14 protein-coding genes and 1 pseudogene are annotated in these 17,361 nt (G+C 60.5%); 6 read left to right on the top strand and 9 right to left on the bottom strand.

All coding sequences use genetic code 11. The annotated features are described in order from the left end of the window. Positions 1 to 83 precede the first annotated feature (83 nt). The 8 genes and pseudogenes from DWX25_RS02265 to DWX25_RS02240 form a co-directional block, all read right to left on the bottom strand. Positions 84 to 287 (bottom strand): hypothetical protein, encoded by a 204-nt coding sequence (locus DWX25_RS02265; RefSeq protein WP_117798641.1) that lies wholly within the window; start codon positions 285 to 287, stop codon positions 84 to 86. 217 nt (positions 288 to 504) lie between these two features. Beyond that, positions 505 to 708: pseudogene (locus DWX25_RS09425) on the bottom strand (hypothetical protein); the annotation flags it as partial. Between the two features lie 125 nt (positions 709 to 833). Beyond that, the gene (locus DWX25_RS02260; protein ID WP_117734429.1) at positions 834 to 2,216 is read right to left on the bottom strand and encodes a 6-phospho-alpha-glucosidase; all 1,383 of its coding nucleotides are present in this window, start codon (positions 2,214 to 2,216) and stop codon (positions 834 to 836) included. Between the two features lie 3 nt (positions 2,217 to 2,219). After that, entirely contained in the window at positions 2,220 to 3,836 is a 1,617-nt protein-coding gene (locus tag DWX25_RS02255) for a PTS transporter subunit EIIC (RefSeq protein ID WP_117798639.1), read from the bottom strand. Between the two features lie 99 nt (positions 3,837 to 3,935). Then, entirely contained in the window at positions 3,936 to 4,526 is a 591-nt protein-coding gene (locus tag DWX25_RS02250) for a PRD domain-containing protein (protein ID WP_199412292.1), read from the bottom strand. Beyond that, positions 4,471 to 4,809, bottom strand: coding sequence for a CAT RNA binding domain-containing protein (locus DWX25_RS09505; RefSeq protein ID WP_199412291.1), 339 nt, complete (start codon positions 4,807 to 4,809; stop codon positions 4,471 to 4,473). The genes DWX25_RS02250 and DWX25_RS09505 overlap by 56 nt, the downstream gene beginning before the upstream one ends. Before the next feature lie 18 nt (positions 4,810 to 4,827). After that, positions 4,828 to 5,340, bottom strand: coding sequence for a PTS glucose transporter subunit IIA (locus tag DWX25_RS02245; RefSeq protein WP_158557550.1), 513 nt, complete (start codon positions 5,338 to 5,340; stop codon positions 4,828 to 4,830). 348 nt (positions 5,341 to 5,688) lie between these two features. Beyond that, on the bottom strand, positions 5,689 to 7,875 hold the full coding sequence (locus tag DWX25_RS02240; RefSeq protein WP_117798635.1) for a DEAD/DEAH box helicase: 2,187 nt from the start codon (positions 7,873 to 7,875) through the stop codon (positions 5,689 to 5,691). Positions 7,876 to 8,462: 587 nt separating this feature from the next. Between DWX25_RS02240 and DWX25_RS02235 the strand changes: the two genes are divergently transcribed. The 6 genes from DWX25_RS02235 (at position 8,463) to DWX25_RS02210 (ending at position 15,833) form a co-directional block, all read left to right on the top strand. Beyond that, positions 8,463 to 9,425 carry an FHA domain-containing protein gene (locus DWX25_RS02235; RefSeq protein ID WP_117798633.1) on the top strand — a complete coding sequence of 321 codons (963 nt, stop codon included), beginning with the start codon at positions 8,463 to 8,465 and terminating at the stop codon, positions 9,423 to 9,425. Between the two features lie 187 nt (positions 9,426 to 9,612). Beyond that, positions 9,613 to 11,688, top strand: a complete 2,076-nt coding sequence (locus DWX25_RS02230; protein WP_117798631.1) for a DUF6273 domain-containing protein — start codon at positions 9,613 to 9,615, stop codon at positions 11,686 to 11,688. 494 nt (positions 11,689 to 12,182) lie between these two features. Further along, a complete protein-coding gene (locus DWX25_RS02225) occupies positions 12,183 to 14,525 on the top strand; it encodes a cation-translocating P-type ATPase (protein ID WP_117798629.1) in 2,343 nt (780 codons plus the stop codon). A 147-nt stretch (positions 14,526 to 14,672) separates the two neighbouring features. Continuing rightward, the gene (locus tag DWX25_RS02220) at positions 14,673 to 14,894 is read left to right on the top strand and encodes a heavy-metal-associated domain-containing protein (RefSeq protein ID WP_117798627.1); all 222 of its coding nucleotides are present in this window, start codon (positions 14,673 to 14,675) and stop codon (positions 14,892 to 14,894) included. Positions 14,895 to 14,940: 46 nt separating this feature from the next. After that, positions 14,941 to 15,213 (top strand): metal-sensing transcriptional repressor, encoded by a 273-nt coding sequence (locus DWX25_RS02215; protein WP_022094020.1) that lies wholly within the window; start codon positions 14,941 to 14,943, stop codon positions 15,211 to 15,213. A gap of 146 nt (positions 15,214 to 15,359) precedes the next feature. Beyond that, positions 15,360 to 15,833 (top strand): hypothetical protein, encoded by a 474-nt coding sequence (locus tag DWX25_RS02210; protein WP_117798625.1) that lies wholly within the window; start codon positions 15,360 to 15,362, stop codon positions 15,831 to 15,833. Positions 15,834 to 15,966: 133 nt separating this feature from the next. Here the strand turns inward: DWX25_RS02210 and DWX25_RS02205 are convergent, their stop codons facing one another. Continuing rightward, positions 15,967 to 17,337, bottom strand: a complete 1,371-nt coding sequence (locus DWX25_RS02205; RefSeq protein WP_233505187.1) for an amidohydrolase family protein — start codon at positions 17,335 to 17,337, stop codon at positions 15,967 to 15,969. Positions 17,338 to 17,361: the final 24 nt, after the last annotated feature.

The raw sequence follows: 17,361 nt of genomic DNA, 5'->3' as shown, positions 1-17,361 counted from the left end.
CCTCCTCAAAACCCGGCACTTAGGGACGTTCCTTAACTGCCGGCAGAAAAGGAACGTCCCCAAGTGCCGGCAGTTTGGGACGGTCATTGTCGATGAGAATCGGGCGCAATGCCAAAGGCCCCGTTGGGCGAAATGTCGAACGGAAAGGTGCCGCAGCGATTAAACGCGGCGATAAACATGCGGATGGCGTTGGACGGCGTGGTACCTACGAGCTGCGTTGCCGCCGCGAAGGCCGCCTTTTCCTCGGGCAAGACCTTCGCGACAACCGGGGTCATGTGTTCTGCCATGGCGCTTCCTTTTTGAAACGACGGTGGTGCGGATAGATGCGGGCCACGCGGCTGGGCGACGGGCTGTGAAGGCAACCCGATTGGCCCGCATCTAGAGTTTGTTTCTACGGCGTTGGTATTACTTGGTATTCCAAAGTATTACCCCGCAGATAGAATACCATATCCGACCCCATGGGGACGGAGAAAAAAACGGATCATTTTGTTGCTGAGTAAGTATTTAGAGCGTGATGATATCCGAGATATTGAGGGCCTGAGCGTCGACGACATCGTGCGTGGCAAACAACATCATGCGGCCGTCGAGCAAGTCGAGCACGACCTCGGCGCATGCGTCGCGCGCAGCGGTATCTAGACCGGTAAAGGGCTCGTCCAGAATCACCGCGTCGCCTGGGCACAGCAGGGCTCGGGCAATCTCGATGCGACGGCGCTGCCCACCCCCATATCAACCCTTTGCGCAAAACGGCAATGCCCCGTCCGCGCTAACACGCGAACAGGGCATTGATCAAGTTTTACGGTCAGCGGCTCTTTTGTGCCAGAGACCTTCTGTCTTTAGCGAAGCTCGGGCCAGTAACCCTTGTTGGCCTCGATCATGTCGTCGAGAACCTCCTTGGCGACCTTCATCGAAGGCACGGTCTTGTTGAGCGTAAAGGCCTTGAGCGCCTTCTCGTACGAACCCTCGATCGTAGCCTCGACGATGAGCTTCTCGGAGTTCAGCTGCTGCATCATAAGACCCTGCTGGAACAGCGGGATGTTGTCGCGGCTGATGACCTCGGGGCCGTTCTTGCCAATGTAGGCAGGCAGCTCGACCATGGCGTCGTAGGGCATGTTGGGGATAGCGCCCTTGTTCTCGCAAATGACCAGGAAGCGCTGCTTGGTATCGTTCTTCAGAGCGATGGCCAGATCGGCAATCCAGTCGCCGTGGCTGCCCGCATAGAACGTGCTCTCGTCGATCTCGCCCGTCTTCTCGTAATGGTCGATGCCATCAAAGAGGTTCTTCTCGCGCGTCTCCTCGACCTCGTTTGCACGGGTGCGCTCGGGGTTGGAATGCTCGACGAACTCCTTCTGCTGCAGGTAGTAGTTCAGATACGTGTTGGGCAGGTACTCCGGGAAGCACTCCATGATCTCGTACTCGCCCTTCCAGACGTAGTACCAGCTGCCCTTGGTGTGGCGGTTCTGCTCGGGATGCTCGTCGGTGGCCTCCTCGGGCTTCTTGGACATCAGCGAGCTCATGCCCTTGAGGTAAGAATCGGGCAGCAGAATCTCGTGCTCCTTGATGTACTCGCGCAGCTGCGGGAGCACCTCCTCGCCCTTGTGGCGGATCGAGGTAAACCAACCAAAGTGGTTGAGGCCAAAGTAGTCGTACTCGACGTCCTTCTTGTCGATATCGAGCGCGGCGCAAACCACGTCGATAATCGCAATCGGCATGTCGCAGATGTTGATGATGCGAGCGTTGGGGCGCAGGACGCGGCAGCCCTCGGAGACGATGGCGGCAGGGTTGGAGTAGTTGAGAATCCAGTAGTCCTTCTTGGCGTACTTCTCAACGTCGTCAATCAGCTCGACCATGGGGAAGATGGTACGCATGCCGTAGGCAAGGCCGCCGCAGCCGCAGGTCTCCTGGCCCACGCAGCCGTGACGCAGCGGAATCTTCTCGTCCTGCTCGCGCATGGCATAGCCGCCCACGCGCATCTGGGCAAACACGAAGCTCGCGTCGGTAAAAGCCGTCTTTTTGTCGGTGGTCACCGTAAGCTTGATGTCCAGGCCGAGGTCCTCGTGCAAAATCCAGTCCACGAGCACGCCGATCTTGCGCTGGCGCTCCTCGTTGATGTCGTACAGACGAATCTCGTCAACGTCGAGCTCGTCCTTGCGCAGAGCGATGGACTTGACGATGCCGGGGGTAAAGGTGGATCCGCCACCACACAGAGTAATGATCATTGTTTACTGCTCCTTCTCAATTGCGTTTTCGACCTTGTCACGCATCTCGGCGACCTTCATGCCAAAGATGATCTGGATATTGTTGCCATTGCGGTTGATGCCGCTGTTGGGCACGTGGTTGATGAGGTTCTCATCGATGAGGTCCGGGTTCTTAACGTTCACGCGGAGACGCGTAAAGCAGTTCTCGAGCTCCTCGATGTTGTCCTTGCCGCCAAGACCTGCGACCAGATCGGCAATGCCCGCATCGACGCCCTCTGCGGGAGCCGCGGCAACAGCGCCCTGCTTCACCGCGACAGACGCGGCGGCCTCGCCCTCGGCGACGGACTCGGCGAGCTCGGACTCCTCCTCGCGACCAGGCGTGTGGAGATTGAGCTTCTTAATAAGGAAGGTGAAGAGGAAGAAGTACAGAGCGGCGTTGAGAACTCCAAGCACCAGCATGACCGGCCAGTTGGTCTTATCGACACCAAGGACCAGGTTGGAAACAACGATGTTGATGATGCCGCCTGCAGTCGAAGCGGGCACGGAGAAAACCTTAAGAAGAACCAGGAAGACGCCGGAAAGAATCGAGTGGACGACAAAGAGCACAGGGGCAGCAAAGACAAAGAGGAAGTCCATGGGCTCGGTCACGCAGGAAAGCACGGCGGTGATGATCAGCGGGATGATGACAGCCTTGGTCTTGTCCTTGTTCTGCTTGTAGGCGGTGAAGATAAAGGCGAGACCGATGCCGATGTAGGGCCACAGGTTGTTGAAGGCGTAGCTGTTGAAATACGTGCTATCGGAGAAGGGCTGGCCCGTCATTGCCATCTCGGCGACACGGATGGGATAGGCGCCGGCGATAACCTGATCGCCCAGCGTAAGGGTGCCACCCACATCGGAGAACTGGAACGGGGTGTAGATGAGGTGGTGCAGACCGGTGGGAACGAGCAACTTGTTGAGCATGCCGTAGATAAACAGACCGATGTTGCCCGACTCCTTAATGATGCCGGCAACGGAGGAGATGGCACCCTGAACCGGAGGCCAAACGATGCAGAAGCCAGCGCCCATGATCCAGGAAATGATGATCATGATCAGGAACGGAAAGCGAACGCCCGAGAACATCGAAAGGGCAACGGGGAACTGCTTGTTCGAGTACTTGTTGAACACGGCACCGGTGATGCAACCAAGAATGATGCCGCCAAACACGCCGGTATCGAGGACCTGAATGCCCATAACGGTGCTCTGGCCGGTTCCGGTAAGGCCGAGCATGCCGCTCGCTTCGGCAAGAGAACCGGTGGCGTTGAGCACGATGTTATTGGCCTGAAGGAACAGGAAGAACGACATCAGGGCGATCAGCGAAGCATGGCCCTTGTTCTTCTTTGCCATGGCGCCGGCGATGCCCACGCAGAACAGAATCGAGAGGTTGTTGATGATAAACATCAGCGACTGATAGACAACGGCGCCCGCAAGCTGGAACGGGCCGGAGCCCAGCACGGGGACCACGGCACAGATGGTCTTGTTGGTCAGAATGATGCCCACGATGAGCAGGATGCCGGCAACCGAGAGATACATCATCGGCTGGACGATCGACTTCGCGAACACCTCCAACGGCGCCTTGAGGTTTACTTTCTTTTTTGCGGTCATAGCGATACTCCCCTTTCTTTTCCGCAAATTAAGACAGGTGTGCCCTGGACAAGACCATGAGCCTTGTCTTATATCAATCGATGTGCGGGCACGTTATGCCTAGAGACCAGATTCTCCAAGCAGGTTAACAATGTGATATGCGAGATAACTCTTCTCGGCATTGGTAACGACAACGTTATAGGTAGACGCTAAGCGGTCGGCAATTGACTCCGCGCACGAGAACGCCCTCGGATACACCGTTTCATCGATACGGAACAGCGTGTCGCCATTGACCTGCCCCGCCGCGGGATCGAGCGCTCGCTGCGCAAAAAACTGCAGATGGCGAACGAAACGCTCGTACGGCAACGAGGCGACGTCAAGGGTCGTGGCATAGTGCTCGGAAACAATCGCGAGCACGTCGCGAACAAGCTGGACCGAAACAATCAGACGGTCAGAGCGCTGCGGCATGGTAGCGTTGACGATATGCAAGGTGATGAAGCCCTGCTCCTCCTCGCTCATCTCGATGCCCAGGTAATCCTTGATAATCTGAAGGGCACGGCCCGCAAGCGCATACTCCTTGCGATAGAACTGCTGGATCTCGAGCAGCAACGGGTTCTCACACGGAATGCCCTTGCGCTCGCGATCAAGGGCGAGGCTAATATGATCTGCGAGAGCAATGATGATCTGCGAGAGCAATGAGAATCTTGTCATTGATATCAACATTGAGCTCTCGACGAAGCATCTGAACAATGTCCTCGGAAATCACGAGGTTAACGGTGGGGATGGACTCCAAAAGATGTGCCAAGCGGTCAATCGTACGAGAATCCTGGGAGGTACCCTCCTGCAGCGCATAGGTCTTTTCGACCGACGCCTCGTCGATGATATCACCGGCATGGCGGCCAAAGCAGAGGCCTCGGCCGATGACGATGAGTTCGGATCCATCGTCCGAAGTGACCATTGCGACGTTATTGTTGAAAACTCGCTTGATAACCACGGTACCCACCACAAGACTTTACTCGGAAAGCCAGACGACAGGCTCTTTAACAGCAACAGGGCCGGAAGCATGCTCACGAAGAGTCGAGTTCTCCGAGCGCTCGCACACGATAACGAAGACCGTGGGGTCGAAGCCAGCGGCGCGAACCGCGTCAAAATCGACCTCGACGAGGGGCTGGCCCACGTCGACATGGTCACCCTGAGCAACGAGCGCATGGAAGCCCTTGCCCTCAAGTTTAACAGTGTCGATTCCGATATGCAGCATCACCTGAGCAGAGCTGTCGTCGGACATGATGCCCAGCGCGTGCTCAGTCGGAAACAACGCCGCGACGGTGCCGGAAACAGGAGCGCACACCGTTCCCTCTTGGGGAACCACGGCAACGCCATCGCCCACCGCGCGGCTGCTAAAAGCAGGGTCATTGGTATTTTCTAGATGAACAAGCTCGCCGGAAACGGGAGCGAGGATTTCGAGCTCGGAAGCTGCAGTCTTCTGCTCATCCGAACCGCCCATCAGGCGAGAAAAGAAACCCATGGCGGCATGTCCCTTCATAAATATAGCCCAACCAAAATCAAGCGAATGCATCCATAGAGACACACCCGTTCAAAGACTTTGGTTAGGCCCACGTCCGAGGGACTCGGTAACCTTCCGCATTTCTTTTTACGAGAGCTATTGTAGACAAGCCCAAAGCCAGAATAATCATTATGACCGGTGAACGGTATTTATTCTCCGATAAACGGTAGCTATGCGGCACTTAGGGACGTTCCTTTTCTGCCGGCACTCAGGGACACTCCTTGCTCTGACCCCTTTGCACCAAAAAGGGCCCCGAGCGTAGTTGCTCGGGGCCCTTAGCTTGTCTCACGCTAGCGTGCGATGCGTATGTTATTTGCGCTTGCCGCCGCCGTCGCCGGGACGACGGGAGCTGCCGCCGCGCTTGCCGCCACGACTGTTGCCATAGCTGCCACGGTTATCGCGACCGCCGGCGCGGCCGCCACGGGAACCGGCCTGGTTGCCGCCGCGACCACCACGGTAGCCGCCGCGACGCTCCTCGCGGGTATCGTCGTAGTTGCGCCAGTCATCGCGACGATCGCGGCTGGCACGCGGATCGCGACGCTCGCCGCCACGACCGCCGCGCTCTTCAAAGCGCTTGCCGCCACGGGACTCGCCGCCGCGGGTACCACGCTCGTCACGCGAACCACGGCCTTCGCCGCCACGGCGCTCATCGCGCCCGCCGCGCTCGTCATTGCGACCGGAACGACGACGATCGCCCGAGCCACGCTTGCCGCCGCGCGAGCCACGGCCCTCGTCCTCGCGCTCAACACGGCGACGACCGCCGCGGTCCTCGTCCTCGCGGCGACGGCGATGCGCCTCGCCCTGGAACTGCTTGGCACGGCGCTCGGCACGGTTGCCTCGCGGGACCTGCTCGGCAGCGCCAGCACGCTCCTCGGAAGCCACCTCGCGAGCCACACTCTCCACAGCCTCGTCCACACGAGCCTGAACGCCCTCGCGCACGCGGGTCTTGCCGCCGCGCTTGGGACGGCTCGGACGCTCGCCGTCGCCGCGACGCTCGTCGCGACCACGGTTGGAACGACCGGCCACATCGCCGTAATCGTCGCCGTTGCGCTTGCCGTCGCGACGCGCCTGCTCAAGCTTCTTCTTGCTCTTGGACTTGCCGCGCTTGGTCTTCTTCTTCACCTTAAAGGCGGCAGGGTCGCGCTCGGGGTCAACCGCGGGCGGGTTGGGACCCACATGCAGGTCGCCGGCCTCGTAGATGTCGGCGGTCTTGTCCATGAGCTTCTCAATCTCGTAGAACTCATCGACGTCCTGCTCGGTCACAAACGTAATAGCCCAGCCCAGCTCGCCGGCGCGGCCCGTGCGGCCAATGCGGTGGATGTAGTCGGTCGGCTCTGCCGGCACGTCAAAGTTCACGACGTAGCGCACGTCGCTGATGTCGATGCCGCGGGCAAGCACGTCGGTTGCCACCAGCACGTCGACGGTACCGTCGCGGAAGGCAGAAAGCGCGCGCTCGCGCTGGGCCTGGCTACGGTTGCCGTGAATCGCGGCAGCCTTGATGCCTTTACGCTCCAGACGACGGCAGCAGCTGTCGGCGCGGTGCTTGGTGCGCATAAAGACGATGGTGCGCTCCGGGCCCTCCTTCTTGAGGAACTCGGGCAGCAGGTTGTTCTTGGCCTCGATGGACACCGGGAACACAAACTGGTCGACGGTGTCGGCGGTCGACGTGGCGGGCGCGATCTCCACGCGGGCAGGATCGCTCACCAGGTCGGTGATCTCGCCCACGGCCTCCTCGTCGAGGGTCGCCGAGAACAGCAGCGTCTGGCGCTCGGCCGGCGTCTCGCGCACAATGCGGCGGACGGCGGGCAAAAAGCCCATGTCGAGCATGCGGTCGGCCTCGTCGAGCACCAGCACCTTGACCTCGTCCAGGTGGCAGGCGCCCTGCTCGATCAGATCGACCAGACGGCCCGGCGTGGCGACTAGGATATCGCAGCCGTACTTGAGTGCCGCGGTCTGCGGCTTGTAGCTCACGCCGCCCACGACGGTCACGGCAACGTGGCCCGTGACGTCGGCGATTTTGCTCGCGACCTCGTCGATCTGCTGGGCAAGCTCGCGCGTGGGGGTGATGACGAGCATCACGGGGCCACGGCCGTTGCCCTCGGGCTTTTTAGCACCGCGGCGACGGTTGCGGCCGCCGCGCTCGCGCACGGGTTTGGGAGGAGCGATGTGCTCCAGATTGTTCATGGTCGGCAGCAAAAAGGCGGCCGTCTTGCCGGTGCCGGTCTGAGCGGCGGCAAGCAAGTCGCGACCCTCGAGCACCACGGGAATCGAACCGGCCTGAACAGGCGTGGGCGCCGTATAGCCCAGGTTCTCAATAGCACGGAGCATCTCGTCCGAAAGTCCCAGCTCGTCAAAGGCGGGCAGACTCTCGGTAGCGGACTCGACGGCCTGGGCGGCGCCGGCCTCATCGGCGGCATCGAAGGCAGCCTGGGTCATGGCCTCGCGGGTCTCGTCCAGAATCTCGGCGTCCGTGACGTCGGATACAGAATTACGCATATGTTGTTGTTCCTTATCTGCACGCGCAATGGGCACGGCATGCGGCCGCGCGGGCGTGCTTGGTAGTGCGCTAATACATACAAAAACGGGTGCGCACAGAGAGGACGTTGCTCAGCACGCTGGCGATCGCTTTGGCAGCCCTATCACGCGCCGTCCAGACGCAGCAGCTCTAAGCGATGGAGCAGATTCGCCGCGGTTAGTATACCCGTGCTTCGCATGCCCCCACGTAAACCACAGATGACGAGGCGGACGGGCGAGTCTGGGCCGATTGTCTCAATCAGTAACATCTACAGGGCAAATCTTCCTCTACGTGTTACAGATCGAGACAAACGGTCGACACGGCCCACAAACGTCTCAATCTGTAACAGTTACGCAGCAAAATCGGTCCCAATTGTTACAGATCAAGACAGAGGGGAATTTCCGTCCAGTCCAAACCAAATCTCTCAGTCTTCCTGCAATTTCGAACATGTGGTCTATAATGTTGCTTTGGTTACGCCATATATTGCGCAGCCATTTAATACGTGGCCCACCGGGGGGCATTAATTCCTATCGCCATATTGGCTAGGAAGCAATCAAAGGAGGTATCCGTGGCAGCAGAGACGCCTTGCTCGGTCCTCTATAACGATATTCGCTCGTTCGGCGGTCTTAAGCATCTCGAAATCGCCCGAATGCTTATCAATGGAAACTCCTATCTCGGCAGCACCTTGCTCGAGAAATGCTCTTCCAACCGCTCGTATCTCACCCGTTACATCGTCCATCGCGAGCCCGACCAGTGCGCACCCGCCATCTACAGCGACTTTACCGTCACCACGCTCAACCTTTCCGCGGCAATCTGCAGCAAGCTCGGCGGCGGCGAGTCCGCCTATCAGGCAATCGCCGAGCACTATCGTGGTCCGGCAGCCAACGAAATGATGTCAGCTCTCGCCAGCTACAAGCTGGACAGCCGCCTATATGCAAATGCCCTCAATCACATCGACAACTTTGACGGCAATACCGTGCGCGAGAAGAGCACGCTTTACCTTATGCTCTTTGTGGCAACGGGGGCGCTCGCTGACCCCATCCAAGGCGTGGCCACCGTCGAGCGCTTTTGCGACAGCAAGACAGGCGGGCACTTTGGCACCACCGAAACTACCGTCGGACGTGGCTTTATGAGCAGCCTGGAGCAGCCGCGCACCGTCGCCCCCAACCTCGGTTTGCTTAGGACGCACGCCGGCAACAGCGTTGACATGCAGATCCATCCGCTCACGCGTGACCCGCGCGGCACCGTAATCGGATCGCTGCCCAAGACATCGCCCAGCATCACCGACGTGGGTGCCGATGCATCGCGCGAGCACTTGCGCATTTGGCTCGAAGGCGGACGCTGGTACGCTCAGGGCCTTGGGTCGACCAACGGCACAGTGCTCGAATCGGGCGCGGGCGACGGCGATATTGTGATTGAGCCGCCCCGCGACCAACGAGAGCCCGGCAAAGTCTATCCCCCGGTGGAAATCGAAAACAGCGACAGGCTCCATCTGGGCCTCTACACGACATTCCTTGTCATTGTGGACTAGCGCGGAAAGGCGGACGGCGACCAATCGTCCTCCGCCTTTCCGCCGTTTGCGTCGTGCTGCACGCAATAATTGCGACAATGAACATTCACTTTTCATCAGAGCCGTCTATCATAGGTTCTATCGATGTCCGTACTTTTAGTATGAGCATACGGCCAACCCCTATAAACAAAGGAACGTTGTGAACACTATGGATCCCGTTCGTGGCAGCAAACTCATCCGTCTCGACACATTCGACACCGCCGTGGCGGTCAATCCGAGCGCGGAAGACGATGCCAAGCGCCGTTTCATGACGCTTATCCTCCAAACGCCCTATCGCAGCGACGGCAATATCGGACAGGTACTGCGCGCGACCAACACGAGCGGCGAGGTCTTTGCCGTCAAGCTGCTCAAGGACAACGCCATCCTTTCCGACCAGACGCCCGATCGCTCCGCCGAGCAAGCAGCTGCGCACCTGGCCAACACCGCCGCGCTGTTCGAGGAGTACCGTCATCTGTGCACCGTCTCGCACCTGCGCGGATTTCCGCGCGTCTATGGCTATGGATCGTGCGAGGACGACCCGCTCATCCTCATGGAGTGGGTCGAGGGTGCCTCGCTCAAGCAGGCGCTGCCTTTGCTTCCGCACGATGCCTCGGGCGGGCTAACCACCCAGATGGTGGCTGCCGTTGGAAACGCCGTGCTTCGCGCACTCCTGATGACCCAAGGGCTCGTTAACCCGGTCGTCCATCGCGACCTGTCGCCCGCCAATATCATGTTCCGCACCACCAGCCGAACGCTCGAGCAACAGATTGCCGATTGCTCCTTTGACCCCTGCCTCATCGACATGGGCTCCGCGACCATGGCCCTCGGCGACGACACGATCACCCGGCGTGCCGACATCTGGCGCTTTGCCACGCCCGCATACGCCGCGCCCGAGATGCTCACGCAGGATATCGAAGGCATCGCGGCCCTTCGCCGCTCGCCCGCGGTCGACGTCTATGCGCTTTCGAGCATTCTGTACCAGCTCTACAGCGGTCGCAAGCCGTTCGATGTGGAGTCGACGGGCGCCGCGGCAACCGGCTCGTTCTACCTCATAAAGACCAAGACCAAGCCGACACCGCTCGAGCCGCGATGCAGTGACGACGAGACGCTCGTCCAGATCATTATGAAAGGCATCTCGGTCGAGCAGTGCGATCGTCCCACCGAACAGCAGATGCTCGAGGTGCTCTCGTCCTACCTCCCCACCGCCGAATCCAAAGACAGCGAAGGCATGGGCAACGAGACCGCGGTCGATATCGATGCCGGCACCCATCTTACAGTCGACGTCGCCGCTGAACGCGCACAAGAAATCCTGGAGCAGGCTCAACGCGACACCATGACCCGCCGGCGCTTTATCATCGGCGGCGTTGCCGCTGCCGTCGCGGGGCTCGGCGTCATCGGCGCCGCCACTCATGGCTTTGGCATTCCCGACTACCTCGACGGCATCCGCAGCTCACTTGACGACTACACCTGGGATCAGCTGCAGGAGATTTCGCTCAAGATTAAGACGGCGAAGAGCAACGCCGAAGCTCGCAAGATTGCCAAGCGCTATCATCTGCTCGACGACGACGGCCATATTCCCTACCCGAGTGCCAAGCGCGTTACGCTCACCAACGGGCTGGAGGTCGGGGCGCAACTCGTGGGCATTCTTCACGACGACCTGGCGGATACCAACGGCAAGGCCGGTCTGTCATTCATCTTTGACGCAGGTATTGCCGAGCGCGATGCCGCAACGCAGGCATTGAACGCCGGCTGGGCAGATTGCGAACTGCGAGAATGGCTCGACAGCGACGGCCTCAAGCTGCTGCCAAGCGAGCTGCGCGCACTTATTAAAGAGGTTAAGAAGATCTCGAACAACGTCGGCGCCACCAAAAGCACTTCGTGCCTGAGCGAGCTGCCCGCGACCCTTTGGCTGCCCGCAATGGTCGAGCTCTGCGGCAATCAGCCACCCGAGTCATTTACCGAGGACTTTCACTACCTGGCAGATATCTACAACGGCGAGGGCAAGGAATACCAACTCTTCCGCGAGCTCAAGGTAAGTCCGTATACCACGAACGAGACGATGGTCCGCCAGTGGAAGGGCAAGGACACCTGTTGGTGGGAGCGCACGGTGAGCCCCGACACATCGGAGAGCGAAGGCACACTCTATATGAACCGCGTGGGGCACGACGGCGACGTCTTTACGTACGCAACGCCTGCGGAAAAGCCAAACAAGCGAACCTGCGTGATTCCCGGATTCTGCATCTAAGCAGCGGGCGCCTTGCCGCGGCGGGGCCCCTCCCCGGCAATTGTCTCAATCTGTAACATTAGCTCGGCAGATACAGGTCTAGATGTTACAGAACGAGACAAACCCCAGCCCCGCGAGACAACATCTCAATCTGTAACAGTAAGGGGTCAAAAACCTCTCTTGATGTTACAGATCAAGACATTTGAGTTGGCCGCGGGCAATCTGTCTCGATCTGTAACATCTATCAGGAAAAACGGTCCTTAGGTGTTACAGATTGAGACGTTAAGTTGTGGCTCGATGCAATGTCTCGATCTGTAACAGTTACTCGACAAAAACGGGTCTAGTTGTTACAGATTGAGACATTAGACCGGCTACGGTCCGCCGACCTGGCTATCACCTCGACCAATAATCAGAATGTCATACATTTCAATCTCCACTGGACACCCCCAGGGGGTATGGGTGTATAGTATCAGCTGGTTAACATTTCCGACGCTACGTCACAGAAAGGAGAAGCCATGGCTCAAGATAAGTTCGATGTGGGCGGCATGACCTGCGCCGCCTGCCAGGCGCATGTGGACCGCGCCGTAAGCAAGCTCGGCGGCGTCCAGAGCGTCGCGGTCAATCTGCTCGCCGGCTCCATGTTGGTCGACTACGACCCCGCACAGGTCTCCCCCGACGATATCTGCACCGCTGTCGATCGCGCAGGGTACTCTGCCTCGCCCATCGATGCGGGCACCGGTGCCGTCGGCTTAAACGGCAGCGCGCAAGCCCGATCCGGTGCCGCCCATATGGAGCCGCCCACCAAAAAGCTGGAGGCCGCCGCCTCCGCCATGCGCACCCGCCTCATCGCCTCGATCGTCTTCCTCATCCCATTGTTCTATATAGGCATGGGGCATATGCTCGGCTGGCCGCTGCCTGGCGTCTTCACCGACCACACCCACAGCATGACGCTCGCCCTCACCGAGCTCGTCCTGCTCATCCCTATCGCCTACGTCAACGACGCGTACTTTATCAACGGGTTTAAATCGCTCGCGCACGGCGCGCCAACCATGGATGCCCTTATCGCCGTTGGCGCCACCGCGGCCATCGCCTGGTCGCTCTACGCCATGTTCATCATGGCCGACCAACTAGCCGCGGGGCAGGTCCACGAGGCCATGATGACGGGCATGGACAACCTGTATTTTGAGAGTGCGGGCACAATCCTATCGCTCGTCACCGTGGGTAAATACCTCGAGACGCGCAGCAAATCCAAAACCGGCGGCGCCATCGAGGCACTCATCGACTTGGCGCCCAAAACCGCGACTGTCGTTGCCGATGACGGCACCGAAACCACCGTCGACGTCGACAGCATCCTTCCCGGCCAGGTCCTGCGCGTGCGCCCCGGCGAGTCCATCCCCATCGACGGCGTGGTGCTCGAGGGCAGCTCGGCCGTGGACGAGAGCGCGCTCACCGGCGAGTCCATCCCCGTGGAGAAGACCGCCGGCGACACCGTCAACGCCGCCACCGTCAACCGCACGGGCTCGTTTACCTTCCGCGCCACGCGTGTGGGCGCCGACACGTCGCTCGCCAAGATCATCAAGCTCGTCGAGGACGCCAATGCCACCAAGGCGCCCATCGCCCGCATGGCCGATAAGGTCGCTGGCGTGTTCGTGCCCGTGGTGTTTGTGATCTCGGCAGCGACCTTTGCGGCGTGGATGGCACTGACCGGCAGTATGAACGAAGCGCTCACCTCCGCCGTGGCCGTGCTGGTGATCAGCTGTCCGTGCGCACTGGGTCTGGCCACGCCCGTCGCCATTATGGTGGGCACCGGCAAGGGCGCTGAAATGGGCATTCTATTTAAGAGCGCCGAGGCACTGGAGAACCTGCGCAGCGTGGGCACCGTCGTGCTCGACAAGACAGGCACCGTCACCCGCGGCAAACCTTGCGTGACGGACATTGTGGTGGCGACGCGCGCCGACGGCTCTCCCACGATGAGCGAGAAGGCGCTACTGAAGCTTGCCGCTGCGCTGGAACGCCAGAGCGAGCACCCGCTGGCAGAGTCGATTATGGCCGAGTGCGAGACACGCGGCATTGTCGCTCGCGCGGTTGAGGACTTTACCGCTGCGCCCGGTCGCGGCGTTACGGCACGCGAGGGGCAAAACGCCATCGCCGCCGGCAACGCGCGCCTGATGGACGAGCTGGGCGTGGAGGTGCCCGCTGACCTTGCCGAGCAGTTCGCTGCCGAGGGCAAAACGCCGTTGTTCTTTGCCAAAAACGGCGAGCTTGTCGGTACCATTGCCGTGGCGGACGAGGTCAAAGAAACGAGTGCCGAGGCCATCGCCGCGCTCCGCAAGCTCGGCGTCGACGTGCGCATGCTCACCGGCGACAACCGCGTGACGGCCGAGGCCATCGCCCGCCGCGTGGGGCTGAGCAGCGAACAGGTCATTGCCGACGTCCTCCCCGCCGACAAGGAACGCCACGTGCGCGAACTGCAGGACGCGAGCAGCATGGTGGCCATGGTGGGCGACGGCATCAACGACTCCCCCGCCCTGGCGCGCGCCGACGTGGGCCTTGCCATCGGCACCGGTGCCGACATCGCCAAGGAAGGCGCCGACGTGGTGCTCATGCGCAGCGACCTTATGGACGTCGCCCGCGCCATCGAGCTTTCGCGCGCCACGATCCGCAACATCAAACAGGACCTGTTCTGGGCACTGTTCTACAACGGCATCGGCATTCCGCTGGCGGCGGGCGTGTTCTTCCCGCTCACCGGGTGGCAGCTCTCGCCGATGTTTGGCGCCGCGGCCATGAGCCTGTCGAGCGTATGTGTCGTAAGCAATGCGCTGCGCCTGAAATCCTTTAAGCCCAAAGTGGCAAAATAGGATCACTATTACGTCCATTTAGAACGGGTTTTCCGGGTGCCCGAGATTGACCTGAAAGAGGAGCGACGCGTACTTTGGTACGCGAGCGACGGCTTGAAGGTCAAGGTCGGGTGCCTGGGAAAGCCGACACAACAGAGAGGAATATCCATGCGTTACAAAATTAAGACTTCCGGCCTCATGTGCGGCCACTGCGACGCCACTGTCGAGACGGCACTGCTCAACGTGGCAGGCGTGACCGACGCCGACGCCGACCACGAGACTCAGACCGTCCAGGTGGAGTGCGCCGACACCGTGACCGCCGAGCAGCTCGCTGCCGCCGTCGAGGGCGCCGCCGAGAAGTTCCATGCCCTTTCGGTGACCGCTGCCTAGCGCCGTCGGAGATACCTACCCCATCGATCAGAAACGAGGACCCGCCATGATGGCAGACCATAAATCGGTGACCCGCATGCTCAAGACGGCGCGCGGCCAGATTGATGGCATCCTGCGGATGGTCGAGGAGGACCGCTATTGCGTCGACATCTCCACGCAGCTCATGGCCACACAGGCGCTCCTCGCGCGCATTAACGCCGACGTGCTCAAGGCGCATATTGAGGGCTGCGTGACCTCGGCAATCGAATCGGGCGACGAAGACCTCAAAGCCGCCAAGCTCGCCGAGATCGAACGCGTCGTCGACAAGCTCTCCAAGTAATTGGGACATTGGGAACAAACTTCTTTGCACCGTCTTGGTGTTCCGGGGACAGGCATGTTTGCACCACATTGGCGCAGATTAACCTGTCCCCCTTGCTCTAAATCGGGTATAAAGGCGTGCAGCATATCGAACGAAAGGCAATTTGCATGAATGACTTTATGAAGGGTCGCAATGGTGCCGATGAACTCACCATCGTGATGGGTTTTGCCGGCATCGTCATCGCGATGATCGGATCGATAGCCCGCATCCAGTGGCTCAGCTGGATCGCCATCGCTGTGATCGTGCTCGGCGTGCTGCGCGGCCTGTCCAAAAACATCGACGCGCGCCGCAAGGAGAACGCGGCCTTTGTCGCCGTGACCGCAAACGTCCCCGGCCTAGGCAAGTTCGTCGCCAGTTTGGGCGGCGGCACCTCAGCGACAGGCGCCTCGCGTGCAGCCGGAACGAGCAAGGAAGACTTTGAGCGCGCCAAGCGCACGGCCAAGAAGATGTGGAAGGGTCGCAAGACCACGGCATACCTCAAGTGCCCCAACTGCGGCCAGATGCTCTCCGTCCCCAAGGGCAAGGGCAAAATCCGCGTCACCTGCCCCAAGTGCCACGCCAAGATGGAAACGCGCTCCTAGCGCCCGCACGCGGGACAAATTAATCAGGTTTGTTTGTCCCAAATCTTAAGTATTTGTTCGATAAAAAAGCCGAGGCCTCGTGTTGAGACCTCGGCTTTTTGCATGCGGTAATGGAGTTGTCCCTTTGTCACATCTACGCCACGCCGTCGCGGGCAAGCTCCTCAGCCAGCGCTTCGGCAGGCATGGCCATAATCGCGTCGAGCTCGGCATCCACCTCGGGGATGCGCTTCACCTTCAGCTTGCGCACCAGATCGCCGCGGCACATTACGTGTACCGGCTCACGCAGAGCGCACAGGTCATCGAGCGGATTCTTGCGCGTCACCAGGATATCGGCGGCCTTGCCGCACTCGATCGTGCCGGTCTCGCCGCCCAGCCCCAGCAGCTCGGCATTGACTTGCGTAGCCGTATGCAACGCAAAGGCATTGCTCACGCCGACATACTTGGCAAAATAGGCCACCTCGCGCCACATGTCGTACTGCGTCACGAACGGGCAGCTCGAGTCCGTGCCCAGGCCTACCTTGATACCGGCTTCCAGTGCCGCACGAGCACTCTCGATAATGCCCGAGCACACGATATCGCCGTTCTTCTTTTGCGTATCGGTCGAATGGGTCTTCTCCGGGTCGAGCAGCACAAACGGCAGCGCCGGGCTGATAGTGCAGGTAACGCTGGGTGCACGATCCTCAAGCTGAGTGCCCGCGGCGCCGCGGTATAGTTCCAAGATCTCGGGCGTCATCGGGGCACCGTGCTCGATCGTATCGACGCCGGCCTCAAGCGCGGCCTTCACGCCCTCGGTGCTCTCGACATGAGCCATAACCGGCAGGCCCACCTCGTGCGCCGCCTTGCACGCCGCCGCGGCAACCTCGACCGGCATGCGCAGCACGCCAGGCTCGCCCACCTCGGTAGCGTCGAACACGCCGCCCGTCACGAACAGCTTGACGACATCGGCACCGCGCGCATACAGGTCCCGCACCTGCTCGGCTGCCTCGACGGGGCTGTTGGCCACCTGCGCGAACAAGCCCGCACCGTGGCCGCCCGGCACCGTGACGCCCGTTCCCGGCGCTACCAGGCGCGGACCCTGATATCTGCCGGCGTCGATAGCGTCGCGCACGGCGAGATCGGCAAACAACGGGTCGCCCGCGCCGCGCACCGTGGTCACACCGCTTGCCAGCTGCTGCTGGGCACTGCCCTTGAGGATGCGGCGGACGATGGCACGGCCCACGGGATTATCGAGTTTCTTCATCAGCGCTCCCGCATCGCCGGCCGAGACCGGTTTGCCCGAGCCGCACAAGTGCACGTGCATATTGATGAGACCGGGCATGAGATACGCACCGCCCAGGTCGATAACCTCGGCACCCGCGGGCGCCTGCGCCACTGCGCTCGGCCCCATCCAGGTGATGACGCCGCGCTCAACAGTCACGGCCATATCGGGTTGCGACTCCATATGTTCCGAACCATCCAGGACGGTCGCATTGATAAACAACGTGGAACGATCGGCAGACGCCATATCGAGCTCCTCCCTCACGATTAA

Origin of the sequence: Collinsella sp. AF18-8LB (genome assembly GCF_003459795.1) — a bacterium.
Taxonomy (GTDB): domain Bacteria; phylum Actinomycetota; class Coriobacteriia; order Coriobacteriales; family Coriobacteriaceae; genus Collinsella.
The sequence above is the reverse complement of the archived record's forward strand: the minus strand, read 5'-3'. Positions and strand labels throughout refer to the sequence as shown.